This is a genomic window from Wolbachia endosymbiont of Laodelphax striatellus, from assembly GCF_007115015.1.
Taxonomy (GTDB): domain Bacteria; phylum Pseudomonadota; class Alphaproteobacteria; order Rickettsiales; family Anaplasmataceae; genus Wolbachia.
The window spans coordinates 362,487-378,986 of the sequence record NZ_MUIX01000001.1; the positions used below are offsets into that span (position 1 = coordinate 362,487).

14 protein-coding genes and 2 pseudogenes are annotated in these 16,500 nt (G+C 34.6%); 7 read left to right on the forward strand and 9 right to left on the reverse strand.

All coding sequences use genetic code 11. The annotated features are described in order from the left end of the window. Window positions 1-37 precede the first annotated feature (37 nt). On the reverse strand, window positions 38-355 hold the full coding sequence (locus BVG17_RS01670) for a hypothetical protein (protein WP_162848916.1): 318 nt from the start codon (window positions 353-355) through the stop codon (window positions 38-40). A 225-nt stretch (window positions 356-580) separates the two neighbouring features. On the opposite strand from BVG17_RS01670, the gene secA reads away from it, so the two are divergent. Then, window positions 581-3,232: a preprotein translocase subunit SecA gene (secA, locus tag BVG17_RS01675; protein WP_063631177.1), complete on the forward strand. Its 2,652-nt coding sequence runs from the start codon at window positions 581-583 to the stop codon at window positions 3,230-3,232. 375 nt (window positions 3,233-3,607) lie between these two features. Then, window positions 3,608-4,285, forward strand: a pseudogene (locus tag BVG17_RS01680) (transposase). Between the two features lie 169 nt (window positions 4,286-4,454). Here BVG17_RS01680 and BVG17_RS10350 read toward each other — a convergent pair. The 4 genes from BVG17_RS10350 to BVG17_RS08660 form a co-directional block, all read right to left on the reverse strand. Further along, window positions 4,455-4,541: a transposase family protein gene (locus tag BVG17_RS10350; protein ID WP_410543222.1), complete on the reverse strand. Its 87-nt coding sequence runs from the start codon at window positions 4,539-4,541 to the stop codon at window positions 4,455-4,457. A gap of 267 nt (window positions 4,542-4,808) precedes the next feature. Next, window positions 4,809-5,744 carry an outer membrane protein gene (locus tag BVG17_RS01690; RefSeq protein ID WP_063631176.1) on the reverse strand — a complete coding sequence of 312 codons (936 nt, stop codon included), beginning with the start codon at window positions 5,742-5,744 and terminating at the stop codon, window positions 4,809-4,811. A gap of 59 nt (window positions 5,745-5,803) precedes the next feature. Further along, a complete protein-coding gene (gene mtaB / locus BVG17_RS01695) occupies window positions 5,804-7,030 on the reverse strand; it encodes a tRNA (N(6)-L-threonylcarbamoyladenosine(37)-C(2))-methylthiotransferase MtaB (RefSeq protein ID WP_063631175.1) in 1,227 nt (408 codons plus the stop codon). A gap of 220 nt (window positions 7,031-7,250) precedes the next feature. Beyond that, window positions 7,251-7,403, reverse strand: coding sequence for a hypothetical protein (locus BVG17_RS08660; protein WP_157072278.1), 153 nt, complete (start codon window positions 7,401-7,403; stop codon window positions 7,251-7,253). A 203-nt stretch (window positions 7,404-7,606) separates the two neighbouring features. Here BVG17_RS08660 and BVG17_RS01705 point away from each other — a divergent pair. Then, window positions 7,607-8,624: pseudogene (locus tag BVG17_RS01705) on the forward strand (IS110 family RNA-guided transposase). A 231-nt stretch (window positions 8,625-8,855) separates the two neighbouring features. Here the strand turns inward: BVG17_RS01705 and BVG17_RS01710 are convergent. From BVG17_RS01710 to BVG17_RS09960, 3 genes are all read right to left on the reverse strand, one after another. After that, window positions 8,856-9,293, reverse strand: a complete 438-nt coding sequence (locus BVG17_RS01710; RefSeq protein ID WP_241654128.1) for a hypothetical protein — start codon at window positions 9,291-9,293, stop codon at window positions 8,856-8,858. A 381-nt stretch (window positions 9,294-9,674) separates the two neighbouring features. Then, the gene (ltrA, locus tag BVG17_RS01715; protein ID WP_143688717.1) at window positions 9,675-10,901 is read right to left on the reverse strand and encodes a group II intron reverse transcriptase/maturase; all 1,227 of its coding nucleotides are present in this window, start codon (window positions 10,899-10,901) and stop codon (window positions 9,675-9,677) included. 43 nt (window positions 10,902-10,944) lie between these two features. Next, complete coding sequence (locus BVG17_RS09960; RefSeq protein ID WP_255447004.1) at window positions 10,945-11,067, reverse strand: hypothetical protein; 123 nt, start codon at window positions 11,065-11,067, stop codon at window positions 10,945-10,947. 487 nt (window positions 11,068-11,554) lie between these two features. On the opposite strand from BVG17_RS09960, the gene BVG17_RS01720 reads away from it, so the two are divergent. After that, a complete protein-coding gene (locus BVG17_RS01720; protein ID WP_006013054.1) occupies window positions 11,555-11,803 on the forward strand; it encodes a hypothetical protein in 249 nt (82 codons plus the stop codon). A gap of 371 nt (window positions 11,804-12,174) precedes the next feature. Here the strand turns inward: BVG17_RS01720 and BVG17_RS01725 are convergent, their stop codons facing one another. Then, window positions 12,175-13,146: a hypothetical protein gene (locus BVG17_RS01725; RefSeq protein ID WP_063630529.1), complete on the reverse strand. Its 972-nt coding sequence runs from the start codon at window positions 13,144-13,146 to the stop codon at window positions 12,175-12,177. 147 nt (window positions 13,147-13,293) lie between these two features. Here BVG17_RS01725 and recG point away from each other — a divergent pair, with 147 nt between their 5' ends. The 3 genes from recG (at window position 13,294) to tnpA (ending at window position 16,487) form a co-directional block, all read left to right on the forward strand. After that, the gene (recG, locus tag BVG17_RS01730) at window positions 13,294-15,315 is read left to right on the forward strand and encodes an ATP-dependent DNA helicase RecG (protein ID WP_063630531.1); all 2,022 of its coding nucleotides are present in this window, start codon (window positions 13,294-13,296) and stop codon (window positions 15,313-15,315) included. Window positions 15,316-15,621: 306 nt separating this feature from the next. Further along, window positions 15,622-15,840, forward strand: a complete 219-nt coding sequence (locus BVG17_RS01735) for a hypothetical protein (RefSeq protein ID WP_241654129.1) — start codon at window positions 15,622-15,624, stop codon at window positions 15,838-15,840. A 212-nt stretch (window positions 15,841-16,052) separates the two neighbouring features. Continuing rightward, window positions 16,053-16,487 (forward strand): IS200/IS605 family transposase, encoded by a 435-nt coding sequence (gene tnpA / locus BVG17_RS01740; protein WP_143688837.1) that lies wholly within the window; start codon window positions 16,053-16,055, stop codon window positions 16,485-16,487. The last annotated feature ends 13 nt before the right edge of the window (window positions 16,488-16,500 follow it).

Sequence of the window (16,500 nt, forward strand, 5' to 3'; positions counted from 1 at the left end):
TACCCCATACTAAAATTTCAAATATCATAGCCTTTTACTAGTTTCCGGACAACCTCTTAAATACAGTTCTGCAAGAAAGGTATTTTAATATAATAGGTAAAGCCAGCTCATTTCCCTTACTAAGCAAAGATAAAAGATTCAAAGCGAAAGAATTAGGTACTGCTTCTCTTGGTAGAGTTAGGGTAAAAGAAATTTTCCATTTATCGCCACATTTATAATATCTTTGGCAAAGTAATTTTATTGAAGAATCTTTAAACCATTTTGTACCAAATTGCATTTGAGCAAAGAATTCTTCTAATTCTTTAACAGAGCAACTATTTTCCTCTAATTTTACTTTTATAATATTGCTTAACATTGTAACTCCACTAACCGTTTTATACATGTAGCTTAACACTATTTTAATAATTTATCAAGAAAGTTTAATTATTAATTATAATATTTAATAAAATAAATAGACTCTTTTACATTTCATCTGCAAGAATCTTTTCCTTAGTTTGTAAATAAAGATTTTCTGAATCTAATTGCCGCAGGTTACGTTTAGTAATATAATCTCATATTAAATAAAACTTTACCTAAGTTTATGCCAGACTCTACGTTAGTTTTAACAACTATTCTTATATTCTTCATCTTTACGTTGTCACTTTTTTTTATAAAAAGGATATTTGGATCAACGAACAAGAAGATAATAAAATCCTTCAGAAAAATTGCTCAGCAGATTAATGCGCTAGAGCAAGAAATGCAGAGCTTATCTGATGAGAATCTTGCTAGTAAAACTGCGGAATTAAAACAAGAACTGAAAAATGGAAAAACACTAAATGACCTTCTCGTACCTGCATTTGCGGTTGTACGAGAAGCATCACGAAGATTCCTTAACATGAGGCATTTCGACGTTCAGCTAATTGGTGGCATGGTTCTCCATAATGGCATGATATCAGAAATGAAAACAGGAGAAGGAAAGACACTCGTCGCAACTTTAGCTGCGTATCTAAATTCTTTAGAAGGAAAAGGTGTGCACGTCGTAACTGTTAACGACTATCTTGCAAAACGAGATACAGAGTGGATGAGTAAATTATATAATTCTCTTGGAGTTTCTGTTGCATTTATTACAAATAATTTGACAGACGACGAGAGAAAAAAGGCTTATAGCGCAGATATCGTATACTCAACAAATAATGAACTTGCCTTTGATTATCTACGAGATAATATGAAATTTTCTCAAGAAGATATGGTTCAGAGAGGCTTCAATTACGCGATAGTAGACGAAGTAGACTCTATACTGATTGATGAAGCGCGTACTCCGCTCATTATTTCTGGCCCACTTGAGGAAAATAATCAGATATATAAGCATATCAATAAAATAGTAATCAAATTAGTTGATTCTGACTATGAAGTCGATGAAAAGAGTAGAGCAGTGTTCCTCACTGAAAATGGCATTTCACGAGTGGAGGAATTACTAAAATCGTATAACCTCATTCCTGAAAATTCCTCGCTCTATGATACTAGCAATATTATACTGACTCATTATATAGATCAAGCACTTCGTGCACATAAGCTGTTTACTGCTGATAAAGATTATATAGTGAAAAACGGTAAGGTGGTAATTATTGATGAGTTTACTGGGCGCATGATGGAAGGTAGGAGATATTCTGATGGTCTTCACCAGGCACTGGAGGCAAAGGAGAATCTTGAAATTCAGCATGAAAGTCAAACTTTAGCATCAGTCACATTTCAGAACTACTTTCGTATGTACAACAAACTTTCTGGTATGACAGGAACAGCAGTAACAGAGGCAGAGGAGTTTCGTGATATATATAGATTAAATGTAGTAAAAATTCCAACTAATGTGTCTGTTAAAAGAATAGATGTTGACGATGAAATTTATGGCACAGAAAAAGAAAAATTTAGTGCTGTATTGAAGTTCATAGAGGAATGCCACAAACGCCTACAACCAGTCCTTGTTGGTACGGTAAGTATTGAAAACTCTGAAAAACTTTCTGCGCTTTTGCAAAGCTATTCTCTTAAGCATTCAGTATTGAATGCTCGCTATCATGAACAAGAGGCATACATAATAGCTCAAGCTGGAGTACCAGGAAGCATTACTATAGCAACTAATATGGCAGGACGTGGAACTGATATTCAGCTTGGTGGAAATGCTGAAATGATTGCAAAGGTAGAGCTCGAGAAAATAAAAAATGTTGATGAAAGAGAAAAAAAATATCAAGAAATAGTCGAAAGAGTAAAAAAAGATAAGGAAATTGCTATAAAAGCTGGTGGCTTATGTGTTATTGGAACCGAAAGGCATGAAAGCAGGAGAATAGATGATCAATTACGTGGACGTTCTGGCCGCCAGGGTGACCCTGGACTTTCTAAGTTCTTTTTATCACTTGAAGATGATTTAATGAGGATATTTGGTTCTGATAGAATGAGGAATTTTTTGCAAAGAGTGGGACTAAAGAACAACGAGGCTATTCATCATCCATGGATTAATAAAGCACTTGAGAAAGCACAGAAGAAAGTTGAAGTTAGAAATTATGATGTGCGGAAGTCTTTGCTAAAGTTTGATGATGTAATCAACAATCAACGTAAGGTTATTTTTAAGCAGAGAAATCATATTTTAAACAATGAAATCAATGATTTAGTTGAAGTATATAGTGAAGTAAATGAGGATATAATAGAAGGTATAGTACAAAGTGGTTATTACGAAGATTATGTTGAAGATATTGCAAAAGAATTCCACATAAGATACGGGATAACGCTTAATCTAGCAGAGTTTTTGAATAAACAAGAAGCCTTGGATTATATAAATGACAAGATACAAGAATTTTTTACTGAGAAAGAAAAATATTTCAATAGTCAACAAACTACAGATTTGTGGAATACGATAGTGAAACAAGTGATGATCATGACACTTGATCATTTATGGAGGGAGCACCTTTCGGTCTTAGAGAGCCTAAGACAAAGCATAAATTTGCGTGCTATGGGGCAAAAAGACCCACTGAATGAATTTAAACGCGAAGCTTTCTTAATGTTTGAGTCGATGCTTGAAAAGTGGGGGGAGCTTACCATTCACCGCCTAGCGCACTTTAAGTTGGCAGATAACCAAGAAATAGGCAATAGGTCACGCTCTGCTAAAAATAGCAGACTTCCAGAAGTTTCAAGAAACGATAAGTGCCCTTGTAAATCCGGGAAAAAATACAAACACTGCCATGGCGCGGTTACTGTATTGAATTAGCTATTGCAAGCACATTATAGCTGCTAATATCATCTAACTTGCTACTCAATGAGCACTCTGATACTCTATACGCAACCTCATAGTAAATTCCACTGATTAATTAGTGCAGATACTATACTAATATCCACTACTAAAAGTAAAAGTAGCGTAAACAAGTGCTATTAGAAACCCAATAGCAACTGTAACACCTGCAATGACTCCTGCCTTCTTTGCTTTAGGCATATGAATAAATGATGGATCTGTGCTACATTCTAGTAAAAATTTTGCTGTTTCTGAATATTTATAGCTCTTCTCATAATGGTAGGAACGAGGTGTAACAAGAAGGTAAAAATGCCAGCAGCGTATAGTTATGACTTAAGGAAAAAAGCCATTTAGGTGTTGGATGAAGGAGAAAGTAAAACAGCAGTAGCAAAGAGGTTCAAAATCGGTAGAGTAACATTGTACAAATGGGAGAAAAGGCGGAAAGAAACAGGAATCAAAGAAACTAGGAAATAGAGGGCATAATCATAAAATCACCGATCGGAATGCGTTTGCAGAATTTATAAAAAAACACGGTAGTAAAAGACAATCAGAGGTGCTGTGGCAATATAAGTCGTCAAACTATTCATAGAGCTTAAAAAAAATTGGATTTACACGCAAAAAAAGACTTATGGATATAAAGAAAGAAACGAAGAAAAACAAGCTGAATTTTTAAAAATCATATCGGCAAAGTCCCCTAAAAATTTGGTATATATTGATGAATCTGATATAGACAATACAGAAATACGGATATTGCAGAAAGGGAGAATGCACTGAAATCAGGTAAGAAAACTCAGAGAGTTAGCATGATTCAGTTTTAAATAAGGGAAAAATCGTTGCACCCATGACCTTCAAAGGCTATTGTGATACAGAGGTTTTTAATAGCTGGTTCGAGCAATTTCTTGCACCAATTTTACAGCCTGGACAAACATTGAGCATCATTGGTTTGCTACAAAAAATAGGGCCGGTCCTCTTTTTAAATCTTTTCGCCAGGCTATCGATTCTGCTTTTCTTCACTTGTTCCCACTATTATGAGAAGAGCTATATATGCTGGAATGAAATTCCAAGCTTTTTTCCTAAGTCTCTTTTGCTCTCTCTCTATAGGGCCATCTATTACTAAAATCTCGTATTCTACATTTGACTTTAATAGCTCTTTATCTTCCTGAAATCTGAATGTTTTATCAATGCATCTTCTATCCAGCCGTTAGCAATCACTTTCACTTATTCCATAGCTTTGTGCTATATGGAAATATGTACGGTATTTACGCAAATATTCTACTGCTATTAACAAACATGCCTTGTTTATTTGGTTTTCCTCCTCTTGCCTTTTTCTTGGCCTCTTCCTCTATTAAAATTTCTATTATTTTTCCAATGTTTTTCTTTTTACTGCTGTTAGTCTTCGAAGCTTCTCTTCATCAAGTTTACTTACCTGCTCAAAATTTATAACTTCCCTAATATTGCTTCTACTACGTGTTTCTTAAGTTATCCAAGAAGTCTAATGGCAAGAAAAGAAGCACTGACCACTTTTGCTTCAGATGCCCTTGAACAGATATTATTACTAAAAATTAAACATCAAGCCAACTTCAATATTATGAGTGGATATATCGTCTGCAACAGGTATCGGAATGCTAAAATAACGATAGCCGAGAAAGGTTTTAACTTCTGGGATTATTGAGTAGTCAACACCAAGCTTTATTTGATAAGCAAACCAAGGAACATTCAGTGGCATTGAATTTTCTGGTGATCCATTAATCTTTTTTAATCTAAAAACTGTTGGTCCTATACCAAGTCCAAAGTACGGAGCAAATTGCGTATTTTGAATATTGGGGCTATAAAAAAAGTTGAATAAAAACGCAAATACGATTGCTGATTTATCAAATAACGGGGGAGCATTACTATCTTCAATATCGGCTATAGAATACATGGCTTCAAAATCAACTCGGCCATTTTCTCCGGCATAGTAACCTAAAGATACACTTCCAAGCCACTGAAAATTAATTTCACCCTTAAACTTCTGTATACTCTCAATTTCACTTACTAAAAAAATCTTGGCAAGCATTGACACCGGATCTGTTAGCCAAGTAGAATCATCTGCATTGATTAAATTAATAAACCTTTTTCCTATTTCCTTTATACCCTTTACAAATGTTTCTGAATTATCATTGTATATCTTACCACCGTTAGCACTAACATAGAAATCAAGTTTTTTTGATTTTTCCTTTGTAGGTTCAGCTTGATCTGCAACACTTGGCCACATATTTTTCTGACCAGCTGCTTGGAAAATAGAAGGTGAACTACTTTTAAGTTCTTGATATTTTATTGGTATTTCTCTTTCAGCAACCTCTTCAGAACGTATTACACTTTCATTATTATCTGTTTCTAATTTTAACGGTTGTACTTGCTCAATGTGTGTATTGTTACTGATGTAAGTAATAAAAAAATAGACACACGGAATGAAGATGAAAAATAAAGCAATAGATATTCTAATTATCATAAATGAATTATCACTTATAGTATAACTACTATATCATATATTCCTTTAATGTACAAAAATTAAGAAATAATATTTCCAATTAAACAATTATTTTCTATTCCTTTAACATGAGCTTTCACAATACTTTTAGCTTGAACTCTTGATGTAAGTTTTATTAATGCAAAATTTTCTGTTCTACCAATATTATTCTGCTCAACCAAAACGCTTTGCTCAGTGCCGAGCAAAGATTGATAAAAACTGCTCATCATTTCTTCATTTATTTCTCTTAGATGCTTTACTCGTTCTTTACGTACATTCTCTGGTATTTGTGGCATCCGTGCAGCAGGTGTGTTTTTCCGCTCTGAATATGGAAAAGCATGTAGATAAACTACATTTATTTTTTTCAGTAAATCAACTGTATCCTGAAACATTTCATCAGTTTCTGTTGGAAATCCAGCAATAATATCAGCGCCAAATGCTATATTAGGTCTTAAGCTCTTCATTTTATGATAAAATTCTATCACTTGTTCTCTATTGTGACGACGTTTCATTCTCTTTAGTATTAAATTATTACCAGACTGTAGACTCAAGTGTAAGTGAGGCATAAGTCTTGACTCATTAGCTATTAAATCCATTAGTTCATCATCAACTTCAGCAACATCAATAGAGGAAAGTCTTAGTCTCTTTAACTGTGGTATATCCTTTAAAACTCTCCTAACCATCGAACCAAGTGATTGCTTACCAAACAAATCTGTACCAAAGTCAGTAATATCAACACCTGTAAACACCACTTCTTGATACCCATTTTCTATAAAAATCTTAATTTGCTCTATAATATTGTTTACTGGCACAGATCGATTATTCCCTCTTGCCTCAGTAATTGAACAAAATGTGCAGCTATGATTACAACCATTTTGAATTTCAATAAATGCCCTTGATTTATCTTCAAATCCATTAATGAGAATAGGTTCTACTTGGTTATCACTGACTAAGGTTTCATCATTATTTAGTAGATAATTTTCAGCTCTTAGCTTGTCTTGATTACCTAGCACTTTACTTACACCAGGAATATCACTATATGATTTAGGATCTAATTGAACGGCACAACCAACTACAATAATTTCTTTACTTGGGTCATTCTTATAGATCTTACGTATTTTTTGCTTTACTTGACGTTCTGCTTCATTTGTCACTGCACAGCTATGCACCACAACAACATTTTCTCTCTTTGCTTTTTTTAATGCTTCTTTGATTAACTCACTCTCGTAGAAATTTAGACGACAACCAAATGTTATTACTTCATTCATGCTTTTGCTTTAATAGATCTAAATTATATCAAATATCCAAGCAAAATGACTATTTTTTTGGTAGATATTATAATTTAAGCATAACCTCTAGAGTTGAAAATCACAGGAAGAATTTGTAGATATACAGTAAGATCATTTAGCATTAAAAAAATGCTTAAGGCCAATGATGTTAACCTCAAGCGAATATAAACCAAAAAACATTTTGCTAAACCTTGAAGCTCTACCATGCAAATTCATCTATATCATTTGTTACATAAGTGTCAGAATAAGCTTCATCCAAACTTTCTGCTTTCCATGGAAGCCATGAAGAAGGTTTTATCTTCTCTAAAACTTTACCTGGTATTGATGTTATCTTGTATCTTGAAAAAAGCATCTAATGTTTTAAGCTTAAGCATTAGGTGGAGAAGGGAAGAACTCTGGGTGTTATCTTAGATATAAAATCTGTCCAAGAGAAAAGAGTTCCCTTCTCAAAAGTAGAGGTTGGACGGTATCTTAGAAAGACCTAAATGGTTCTAATTCTGTATGCACAAGGTTAGCCTTACTTTTCATTTTAAATGGTAACGTATGGAGTTATAAATGATCAACAACTTTTTAGGTATAGACATATCAAAAGATCGCTTTGATGTTTTTCTTTCTTTCATAAGTAAAAAAGGGAAACGCGAAACTAAGAAAAGGAATTTTAAAAACGATGATTCTGGGTTTCAAGGTCTACTTGATTTTTTACAAAAACATAATGTGGAGCAAGTAACAATCTGTATGGAAGCTACAGGTTGTTATAGTGAAGCTTTGGCTGAATTTCTACACAATGCTGGATATTTTGTTAGTGTAGTAAATCCTTATTGCATAAAATCTTATGCAAGGAGTAAGCTTGTGCGACAAAAGAATGATCAGAGCGATGCAGAGATTATAGCAGATTATTGTCAAAGACAGGAACCTACACGTTGGACACCACCTTCTTCTGAAAAGAAAAAATTAAAACATCTTTATCGTTGTTCAGCTGCGTTAAAAAATGAATTAACATTAGTAAATAATCATTTAGAAAAGAAAGAGAGAGAGACTGCCTGAAAAAGTTGTAAATGTTTGGGAAAATCTTTCAGTGAACATAGAGCAATCAATAGAAACAATAAAAAACTCCATACATGAACTATTAAAACAACACAAAGAATTGTTGGAAGATTTTCAGCTACTATTAACTGTTCCAGGCATAGGAAAGGAATCAGCAGTAGCTATTTTAGCTGAAATTTCTGATATAAAAGTTTTTATAAATGCCAGGCAATTGGCATCATATGCTGGAACTATACCACGGAATATAACATCAGGTTCATCTGTATATGCCAAGCCCAGATTAAGTAAATCAGGTTCACAAACATTACGTAAGGCAATGTATTTTCCTGCTATAGTATCTAAAAAGCATAATCCTATTATTATGACTTTTTGTAAGAGGTTAAAAGAGAAAGGCAAGCATAACATGGCCATTGTAGGAGCTGCAATGCGCAAGTTACTCCATATAGTTTTTGGTGTTTTAAGTTCAAGGAAGGCTTTTGATCCAGATCATATCAAGAATTATAAGGCTAGAAGATTAGCTGAAGTTTAAAGTCAAAAAGTGCTCCATCACATCTTATGTGAAATAGTATCTTACACAAATTTATTTAATGTTGCTGGTTAGTGTGTATGTTGATAAGTAAATTGATTTTACATATACACAACAGCAGAAATTTACTTATCAACATATACACTAACTATAATCTGTGTACTGCTACACAGATTGTGAATTGGAAGTATTTTTTTTGGTTTTATGATGCAATTTAGGAAATTTTTATGTTGACTAACAAGACGGTATCTCTTGCTTCACGTCTTCTTTTAATTTTTCTATTTGTAACCGAGCAAAATCTTCCACGCGAACCATGAGTTTATCTGTTAGCTCTTTTATCATGTCTTGATTTTGTTCTGCAACTTTCTTTGTAATAGGTACGACAATTTTACTTATAATCTCTGTTCCTAATGGAACAACGATTTGTTTTGCAACCTGATCACTAACAGGTTTAATAAGGTAATCTGCTATACTCTTTGCTGTATCTCCAGTCATATTTGTTACTTTTTTTAAACTATCACCAATAATACCATAGTTTTTTTGGTACATCATATCTTCATCAGCAACTTCATATCTTCCTAAATCATCATACATTCCCATTTCTTGGTGAGACAATCCATTTGCATCAGATACATATCCGTATTTATTAAGTGAATTGGAATTAGACCGCATAACATTCTCCTAATTATTTATATATGCCTATTTTAGTATGAAACAACTAACAAAACATTAACTTTTAAGAACTCTTCTCAATTAATACATCAATAAAGGTAAAACCACATAATTTTCTCCTTTCTTGATACTATTCTCCTCCGAACTTAGTTCACACAGTTATTCAGACACTTCTGAATTTACCACTTTATTCCACTGATCTTCATCTAAAATTTACCACCCCCAATTCCACTGCTTTTTTATATTTTGACTAGGTCTTCTCCTACAATTAGATAATCAGTACTCTTAGTCGAGTAGACCAGTGGAACTTCCCCACCAGCCCCTCACAGAACTGTGCATGAACCTCTCGATTCACACAGCTCCCATTATTCAGTACTTTGATTACCATACCAACCTCCAGTGGTAAAAAGTATTCGGATTTTCTGTTCTCATTTTTCCTAGAAGTTTCCTTGCTAGTCTTTTTCCAATCAGATATTTCTTACTTACCCACTTTTCTAGATGCCGCTCTACATTATTAAGAAGTTTATACATCTCCGTTTGGTAAAACCTGCCATAATACTGACACCAGCCTCTGACTATTGGATTTACTTCCTTTGATATTTCCTCCAACTTCTTTCCTGTAAATCTATGTATTTTCCATGACCTTATGGTTTGAGTGATCTTTTTCTTGGCCTTATTGCTAATTGCAGGTAGAAATCCAACAAAATATTCCCCTATTTTGCTCTTTGCTCCTCTAGGTCTAAAGGTATATCCTAGAAAATCAAAGCTTTGTATAGGAAATGTATTCTTCCTGTTGCTATTCTTACAGTACACTATCCGTGTCTTTTCAGGATGCAACTTTAGCTTATACTCAGCCAATCTTTCTTCAATCTTTACTCTCATAAAGTCTGCCTGTCTCTTAGTTTTGCAGTGCAGTATTGCATCATCAACATACCTTTCAAATGGTATTGTGGGGTAGTTTTGCCTCATCCACATATCAAACGCATGATGCATAAATATGTTAGAAATGATTGGGCTTACAGAACCTCCTTGCGGAACTCCCTTATTCCTCACTTCCCTAGTGCCATCTGCTTGTTGAATAGGGGCTTTCATCCACCTCTCAACATACAGTATGACCCATTTGCAGTTTGTATGTTTCTTGATAGCTTGTAAAACTAATTCGTGATCCAGATTGTCGAAAAATCCGGTTATATCAAGATCTATCGTCCAATCGTACCTCCAGCATCTCTTGCGTGCTGTATCTACCGCATCCAGTGCAGATTTATTCGGTCTATAACCATATGAATCCTCGTGGAATTTTGGCTCTACTAGCGGCTCAAGATACATAGAAGCTGCCGTTTGCCCTATCCTGTCGAATACTGAAGGAACACCTAAAATTCTTTGTCCTCCTCCCGTATCCTTCGGTATTGCCACAGCTTTTACTGGCTCTGGAAAATAACTTCCGGATGACATCCGATTCCATAGTTTGTACAGATTATCTTTTAGATTTTCCTCAAACTTTGTTATCGAAACCTCATCTACACCTGCAGCACCTTTATTTTTCGATACTTGTTTATAAGCTCTCCAAATAAGTTGCTTCGGTATATCAAAAGACTTTGTTTTATTCATTAACTCCTCCCTTTCGGTTGATAAATAATTAAAACTAAATAACTCAGCCCCTTCGCTCCATTTCCATTACAGAAACTTCTTCACTACTACGAGCCGATCCGCCCCTGTTTTCCGCATCGGTACTCTCATCCTTAGAGTTTAGCTCCTCGAATTTCTCCCTTATCATCGAAACGACAGGTTCCCGCAGTTCCACACAATAGCCTAAAATAGATTCACGCCACCTCTATGCCGGACGCCACCTATCCAGTAAACAAGTTCCTGATAGGTTTATCCCAAGAGATTCAAGAGCCCATGGTTTTGACGTCGTCTTTGGAATTTCGACACTTCATCAGTGGTTCATTTTCATTCGCCTCTCTATTTTACACATGATGCATAATTGCACCTTTTCCATAACGCTCACTACCATAGCTCTTTACCACAGCAGCTTATGGCTGTTTGAAGCCTATTCTTGCAAACCGACTTCGAGGGGCCCACCCTCATCTATTGTGCAGCTTTGCACTTAGTTTGCTCATTTTTAAGCATTCTTTGTGTCTCTACGGCACACCTGAAATGTACCATATAACTACACCAAGCTACAAATATGACACAAGAGTTTAGATTATTTTAGTTATTCTCTTGTATAAGATACTCTTTAATATCAAAAAGAGGACCATATGAATGAAGCAACTTTTTCTGAAAAAAATCAGCTTTCTAGAGAAGACATAGCAGAGTTAACAGAACTTATGTGTCTTGAACGAAGTGAAGTAAGTGAAAGTGGAACAGGGCTATTAGAACTTATAGCTGAACAGGAGCAAATACTTGAGGATTTAGGAATAGAATCAAAAGAGCTTTTATGTTCTCAGCATACAGGAATGTATGAGAACCTTAGTCAGCCCTATTCTACGGATCTCGAGGTTTTATAGCAGATATATAGATTATCATTATTATTGATACCTACTCAAGAGTTGCTATGGCAAACAGAGAAAACTGCAATTACTGCCGCTAATCTTTTTAATATATCTTTCTTTGATGGTGCTATTATCGCGCATTTTGACTGATATGGGCTATGATAAACCAGAAAATCACAGCTATATTTAGGAATTGAGACAAGGCCTCATTTAGTAAATATTGCTATGCAGACTTTTCTTGATAGCAAGCATATTGCTTTTTAGAAAAATATTAGTAGCATCAAACATAGAGATTGACATTAGTTTTTCTGTCAGATTAAGTTGCGTCTAGTACAACTGACTATGCAAATAAGCTAACAGAACTTGAGATATTTTAATTGTTAGTTTTAGGGTGTATTTTCGTGTTCATTGCTATGAATGGGCAGAGCTACCTCTTCGAGGTAGCTCATCGGATCACCTAAATCATGCTCTATTTCTACTTCAAACTTAAATCCTAACTTCTCGCAAAATTTATAGAAATACTCTTTAATGATATCAAATAAACTTCTGCCATCAGTTTTATAATCTCTCAATTTTCGGGGCACAGTAAGTGACAATTTACCATCTTTATATATCACGTCATCTTTTCCATCTTGAGACTGAAGTGTGAATTTGATTGAACTTTGTATAGTATCTATAGCTGCATCTTGTGAGTTTGCATATTTCCTTGTATTGTTAGGATCTAATACAGATATAGACATTTTAGATTCAATTTTTGTATAACTTGATTCAGTGCAATTAATATTTATTGTTTTCTTGAGAACCCCAGTTACGAGGTTGTGGCTTGCCAACGCAGGTGTATCAACATGAAAAGATAAATTACCATCATAACCAAGTTGGTTACAGTTGGTAACCAATTCCTCTAAGAGAGGATCGCTTGGGATTTGCGCTTCAGCATATTTAAACATTTCCTTAAAAATTTCTTTTGCAATTGGGTGATAATTCTCGTTTTTATCTCCTTTTTTTGGTAATAGATGAGTGTACCCTTTACCTAGATTGTAAAACCTTTCAAACTCCTCTTTATATTGGTCGGTTTTTTTATTGCCAGGTATCTCTTGCTTTTTATAATGTCTATCCCAAACTTCATCAAAATTATTATTTTGATCGACTCCATCTATCAATGCACCAATTAAATTTTCGTCTAGACTTTTGCTGTTAATAACAAACCTCATTCTTCGAAAATCGTCATACATCTGCTTTCCAGTGATTGCTAACTGATTATTTTTATCAGCCCTTAATTTGCTAAAATCAAACTTTTCTGCCTGAGCTTTGAGTGTAACGACTGGATTTTCATTTTTTTCCTGTATAGAGTTGTTCATTGTTAATACTTTGATATGAATTGCTGATAGTATAATAATACATAAAAATAGTTAATATGTCAATAATATACTTAACATAGACAGTCATAATAGGGTGACAGGATTTTAGTAAGGCTCTATAACAGTTTTACACATGTATGAATCTCAATGAGCAATCAGATTTTTCTAAATAGCAGGCTGGAGAATATACCTAAGTTCCATTCCGCAATATTGCCTAAACTTTGCGGTGGAGACAGAGTAATGGACTTGCTGTTTCATAGGCCGCTCAGTTATGTGGATAGAAGTAAATCACTACCTAACGCTCAAGTGGGAGAATTTACAACTTTTGTGGCAAAAGTGTATGAGCACCAGTGCCCCACTGTTAGAGGTAGGCCATATAAAATAATCGTTGAAAGTGAAAGTCAGTATTTATTTATAGTTTTTTTTAATTACTCAGTTAAATATTTGTATAAATTATTTCCAGTTGGAACAGATATAGTCATCAGTGGTAAACTTGAAAAGTTTGCCGAACATTGGCAAATTACTCACCCAGATTATATGTTATCTGATATCAATCAATTTAAAGAAATAGCCTGCATAGAGCCAATTTACCAATTATGTCGCGGTATTACTAACAAGAGCATTAGAAACATAATAAGTTCTAATCTAAAAGATTTGCCTGATTTGCCAGAGTGGATAGATGAAACATTAATCAAGCAAAAGAAATGGCTGAATTGGAAAGAAAGCATCATAAGATTGCACAGACCGAGCTCACTCGTAGAAGCAGAAGTTTGCAAAGAAAGACTTGCTTATGATGAGCTATTTGCGTACCAGTTGGCACTAAAGCTTGCAAGGGAAAATCATGTAAAAAAAGAGGGAAAAGAATTTATAATATTGAGTAAATACAAAGAGCAGGTCTTAAATGAATTACCGTTCCAATTAACAAATGATCAAATTCGAGCGATAGATGAAATCTCAGAAAGACAAAAATCCAGATACCGCATGGTAAGTCTGCTACAAGGTGACGTTGGGAGTGGCAAAACTGTAGTTGCACTCTTTGCGATGCTGAATGTGGTAGAAAATAACATGCAAGCAGCTTTAATGGCACCAACCACTATCTTAGCGGAGCAACATTATAATTGGATCGAAGAAGCTCTATCTTGTACTGATATAAAAGTTGCTTTGCTTACTGGTAAAACTGCGCGCAAGGAAAGAAAGATTATTATGAACGAACTTGCAAGTGGTATTTTAAATATAGTAATTGGTACTCATGCATTATTTCAAGCCAACGTTACATTTAAAAATTTAGGACTCGCAGTCATAGACGAACAACAGCGATTTGGAGTGATACAGAGGAATCGGTTGGTAGGAAAAGGAGAAAATACCGATATACTTTTTGTTACTGCAACTCCCATTCCAAGAACCTTGCAGCAAGCTATGTATGGTGATGTTGAATGTTCTATTTTAAGGGAAAAACCAAAATTTAGATTGCCAATAAAAACCGTTATTATGAACGTTAAAAAAGTACCAGATATTATTCAAAGACTGAAAGATGCTATAAATAGAGGCGAAAAAGCATATTGGATTTGTCCATATATAGAAGAAAACGAAGAACTCAATATTGCCGCAGCAGAAATGCGCTTTCAGGAACTACAAAAGACATTTTTTGATAGAGTTGGAATAATACACGGAAAACTAACTCAAGAGCAGAAAGATCAAGTGATGTTTTCCTTCAAGAGGAATGAATTTTCTCTGCTTGTTGCAACCACTGTGATAGAAGTTGGTATAGATGTGCCAGATGCAACTATTATGATTATAGAGAATGCAGAGCAGTTCGGGTTATCGCAATTACATCAGTTAAGAGGTAGAGTAGGACGAGGAGATAAACCGTCTTTTTGTGTACTGTTATATGACAATCTCAGTAAAAGTTCGTATTCAAAGTTAAAGATTATGTGTGAGTCACAAGATGGATTTTATATTGCTGAAAAGGATATGATGCTGAGGGGTAGCGGAGATATTCTAGGCACAAAACAATCAGGGTGCATGGAGTTTAAATTTGCTGATTTATATGAGGACAGAGAATTGCTCAACCTTGCATATAATAGTGCAAAAGGTACAATAGCTAATTTTGAATTACTGCTTGATATATTTGAATATAGAAGTAGACTACATTTTTCAAAATTTCAGTAATCTTCCAAGCCATAACCTTCATGAGTAGAAATTCCTTGACAGACGGGAGTATTTAACAAACCATATGCGTCAAGTTAAGGAAAAATAAGAGTGAAGAAGAAGTTTTTACCATAAGAATAAATTGTGCAGAGTTAATAGCAGGCCCTGTAAACAAAATGTTAGCAGGTCAAATTAATCAAGGGCAGGAAGTATAAAAATGGAAAAAAAGCGGTAACTTAGCCTAATGACAATAAATATATATATAGAAGGTACCGTTTTAAAGAGCACAAAAGGAATACACAGTAAAAGCGAGAAGAAGTTGAGAATATGTATGGAAGGCAGTGTGGAGAAGTGGCTGCCAATGATCAAAAATTTACCACAATTACAGAAGTATACATAAGAGGTTTAAAAGGTGATGCAAAAAGGGAATTTTGGCAAAATGACTTAAGTATGCACAACAAGATCCAGATTTGCATAATTGATGATCAGATATCATTCATGCTCAGCCTATATATAGAAAAAATTCTCAAGCTCAAGAGGGCTTAGGGTGGAATGTTCAAAAAAGTGAATCAAACCTACATTTTTTTATATTAATTTATTACTTTTTTTTGGTTTGACTCACTTTTTTGAACATTCCCAATAGCTATTGCAAATTTACCCATATCAATGTCAGTAAATTTATTGAGAAAATATCACTTAGTGTCCCCCTTCGGGGATTGTCTCGCCTTGAGGCGAAGGACAAGTTACAATAGTCGCGTATGCGACGTTATGGTTATAATGCACACTCTAAGTACGATATGAAAGTACACTTGGTATGGATTCCCAAATATCGCAAAAGGGTGCTAATAGGCCAAATTGCTATTAGAGTTAGGGAGCTGCTAAGGCAGGTTACTATGGAAAATGAGATCCAAATTATCTCAGGCAAAGTTGCAGTAGATCATATTCATATGTTTATATCATATAAACCACAGCAAAGTGTTAGTAAAATTGTACAACTTTTGAAAGGAACAAGTTCAAGGTTGCTTATGCAAGATTTTGTAAGTCTAAGGAAGCAATTTTGGGGCAGGCACCTTTGGGCACGTGGATATTTAGCCGTAAGTTCTGGTACAATCACAGACGAGGTTATACAAGAGTACATATCTATCCAGGAAGGCGAGCCACTTCATGACAATGATCAATTTCAAATTGATTGAAATTTAACCCTTC

What these genes read in the sequence shown, in the direction of transcription:
- BVG17_RS01670 (WP_162848916.1), bottom strand. Translation starts at nt 355, where the DNA reads ATGTTAAGCAATATTATAAAAGTAAAATTAGAGGAAAATAGTTGCTCT.
- secA (WP_063631177.1), top strand. Translation starts at nt 581, where the DNA reads ATGCCAGACTCTACGTTAGTTTTAACAACTATTCTTATATTCTTCATC.
- BVG17_RS01690 (WP_063631176.1), bottom strand. Translation starts at nt 5,744, where the DNA reads ATGATAATTAGAATATCTATTGCTTTATTTTTCATCTTCATTCCGTGT.
- mtaB (WP_063631175.1), bottom strand. Translation starts at nt 7,030, where the DNA reads ATGAATGAAGTAATAACATTTGGTTGTCGTCTAAATTTCTACGAGAGT.
- BVG17_RS08660 (WP_157072278.1), bottom strand. Translation starts at nt 7,403, where the DNA reads ATGCTTTTTTCAAGATACAAGATAACATCAATACCAGGTAAAGTTTTA.
- BVG17_RS01710 (WP_241654128.1), bottom strand. Translation starts at nt 9,293, where the DNA reads ATGCGGTCTAATTCCAATTCACTTAATAAATACGGATATGTATCTGAT.
- ltrA (WP_143688717.1), bottom strand. Translation starts at nt 10,901, where the DNA reads ATGAATAAAACAAAGTCTTTTGATATACCGAAGCAACTTATTTGGAGA.
- BVG17_RS09960 (WP_255447004.1), bottom strand. Translation starts at nt 11,067, where the DNA reads ATGATAAGGGAGAAATTCGAGGAGCTAAACTCTAAGGATGAGAGTACC.
- BVG17_RS01720 (WP_006013054.1), top strand. Translation starts at nt 11,555, where the DNA reads ATGAATGAAGCAACTTTTTCTGAAAAAAATCAGCTTTCTAGAGAAGAC.
- BVG17_RS01725 (WP_063630529.1), bottom strand. Translation starts at nt 13,146, where the DNA reads ATGAACAACTCTATACAGGAAAAAAATGAAAATCCAGTCGTTACACTC.
- recG (WP_063630531.1), top strand. Translation starts at nt 13,294, where the DNA reads ATGAGCAATCAGATTTTTCTAAATAGCAGGCTGGAGAATATACCTAAG.
- BVG17_RS01735 (WP_241654129.1), top strand. Translation starts at nt 15,622, where the DNA reads ATGTATGGAAGGCAGTGTGGAGAAGTGGCTGCCAATGATCAAAAATTT.
- tnpA (WP_143688837.1), top strand. Translation starts at nt 16,053, where the DNA reads ATGCGACGTTATGGTTATAATGCACACTCTAAGTACGATATGAAAGTA.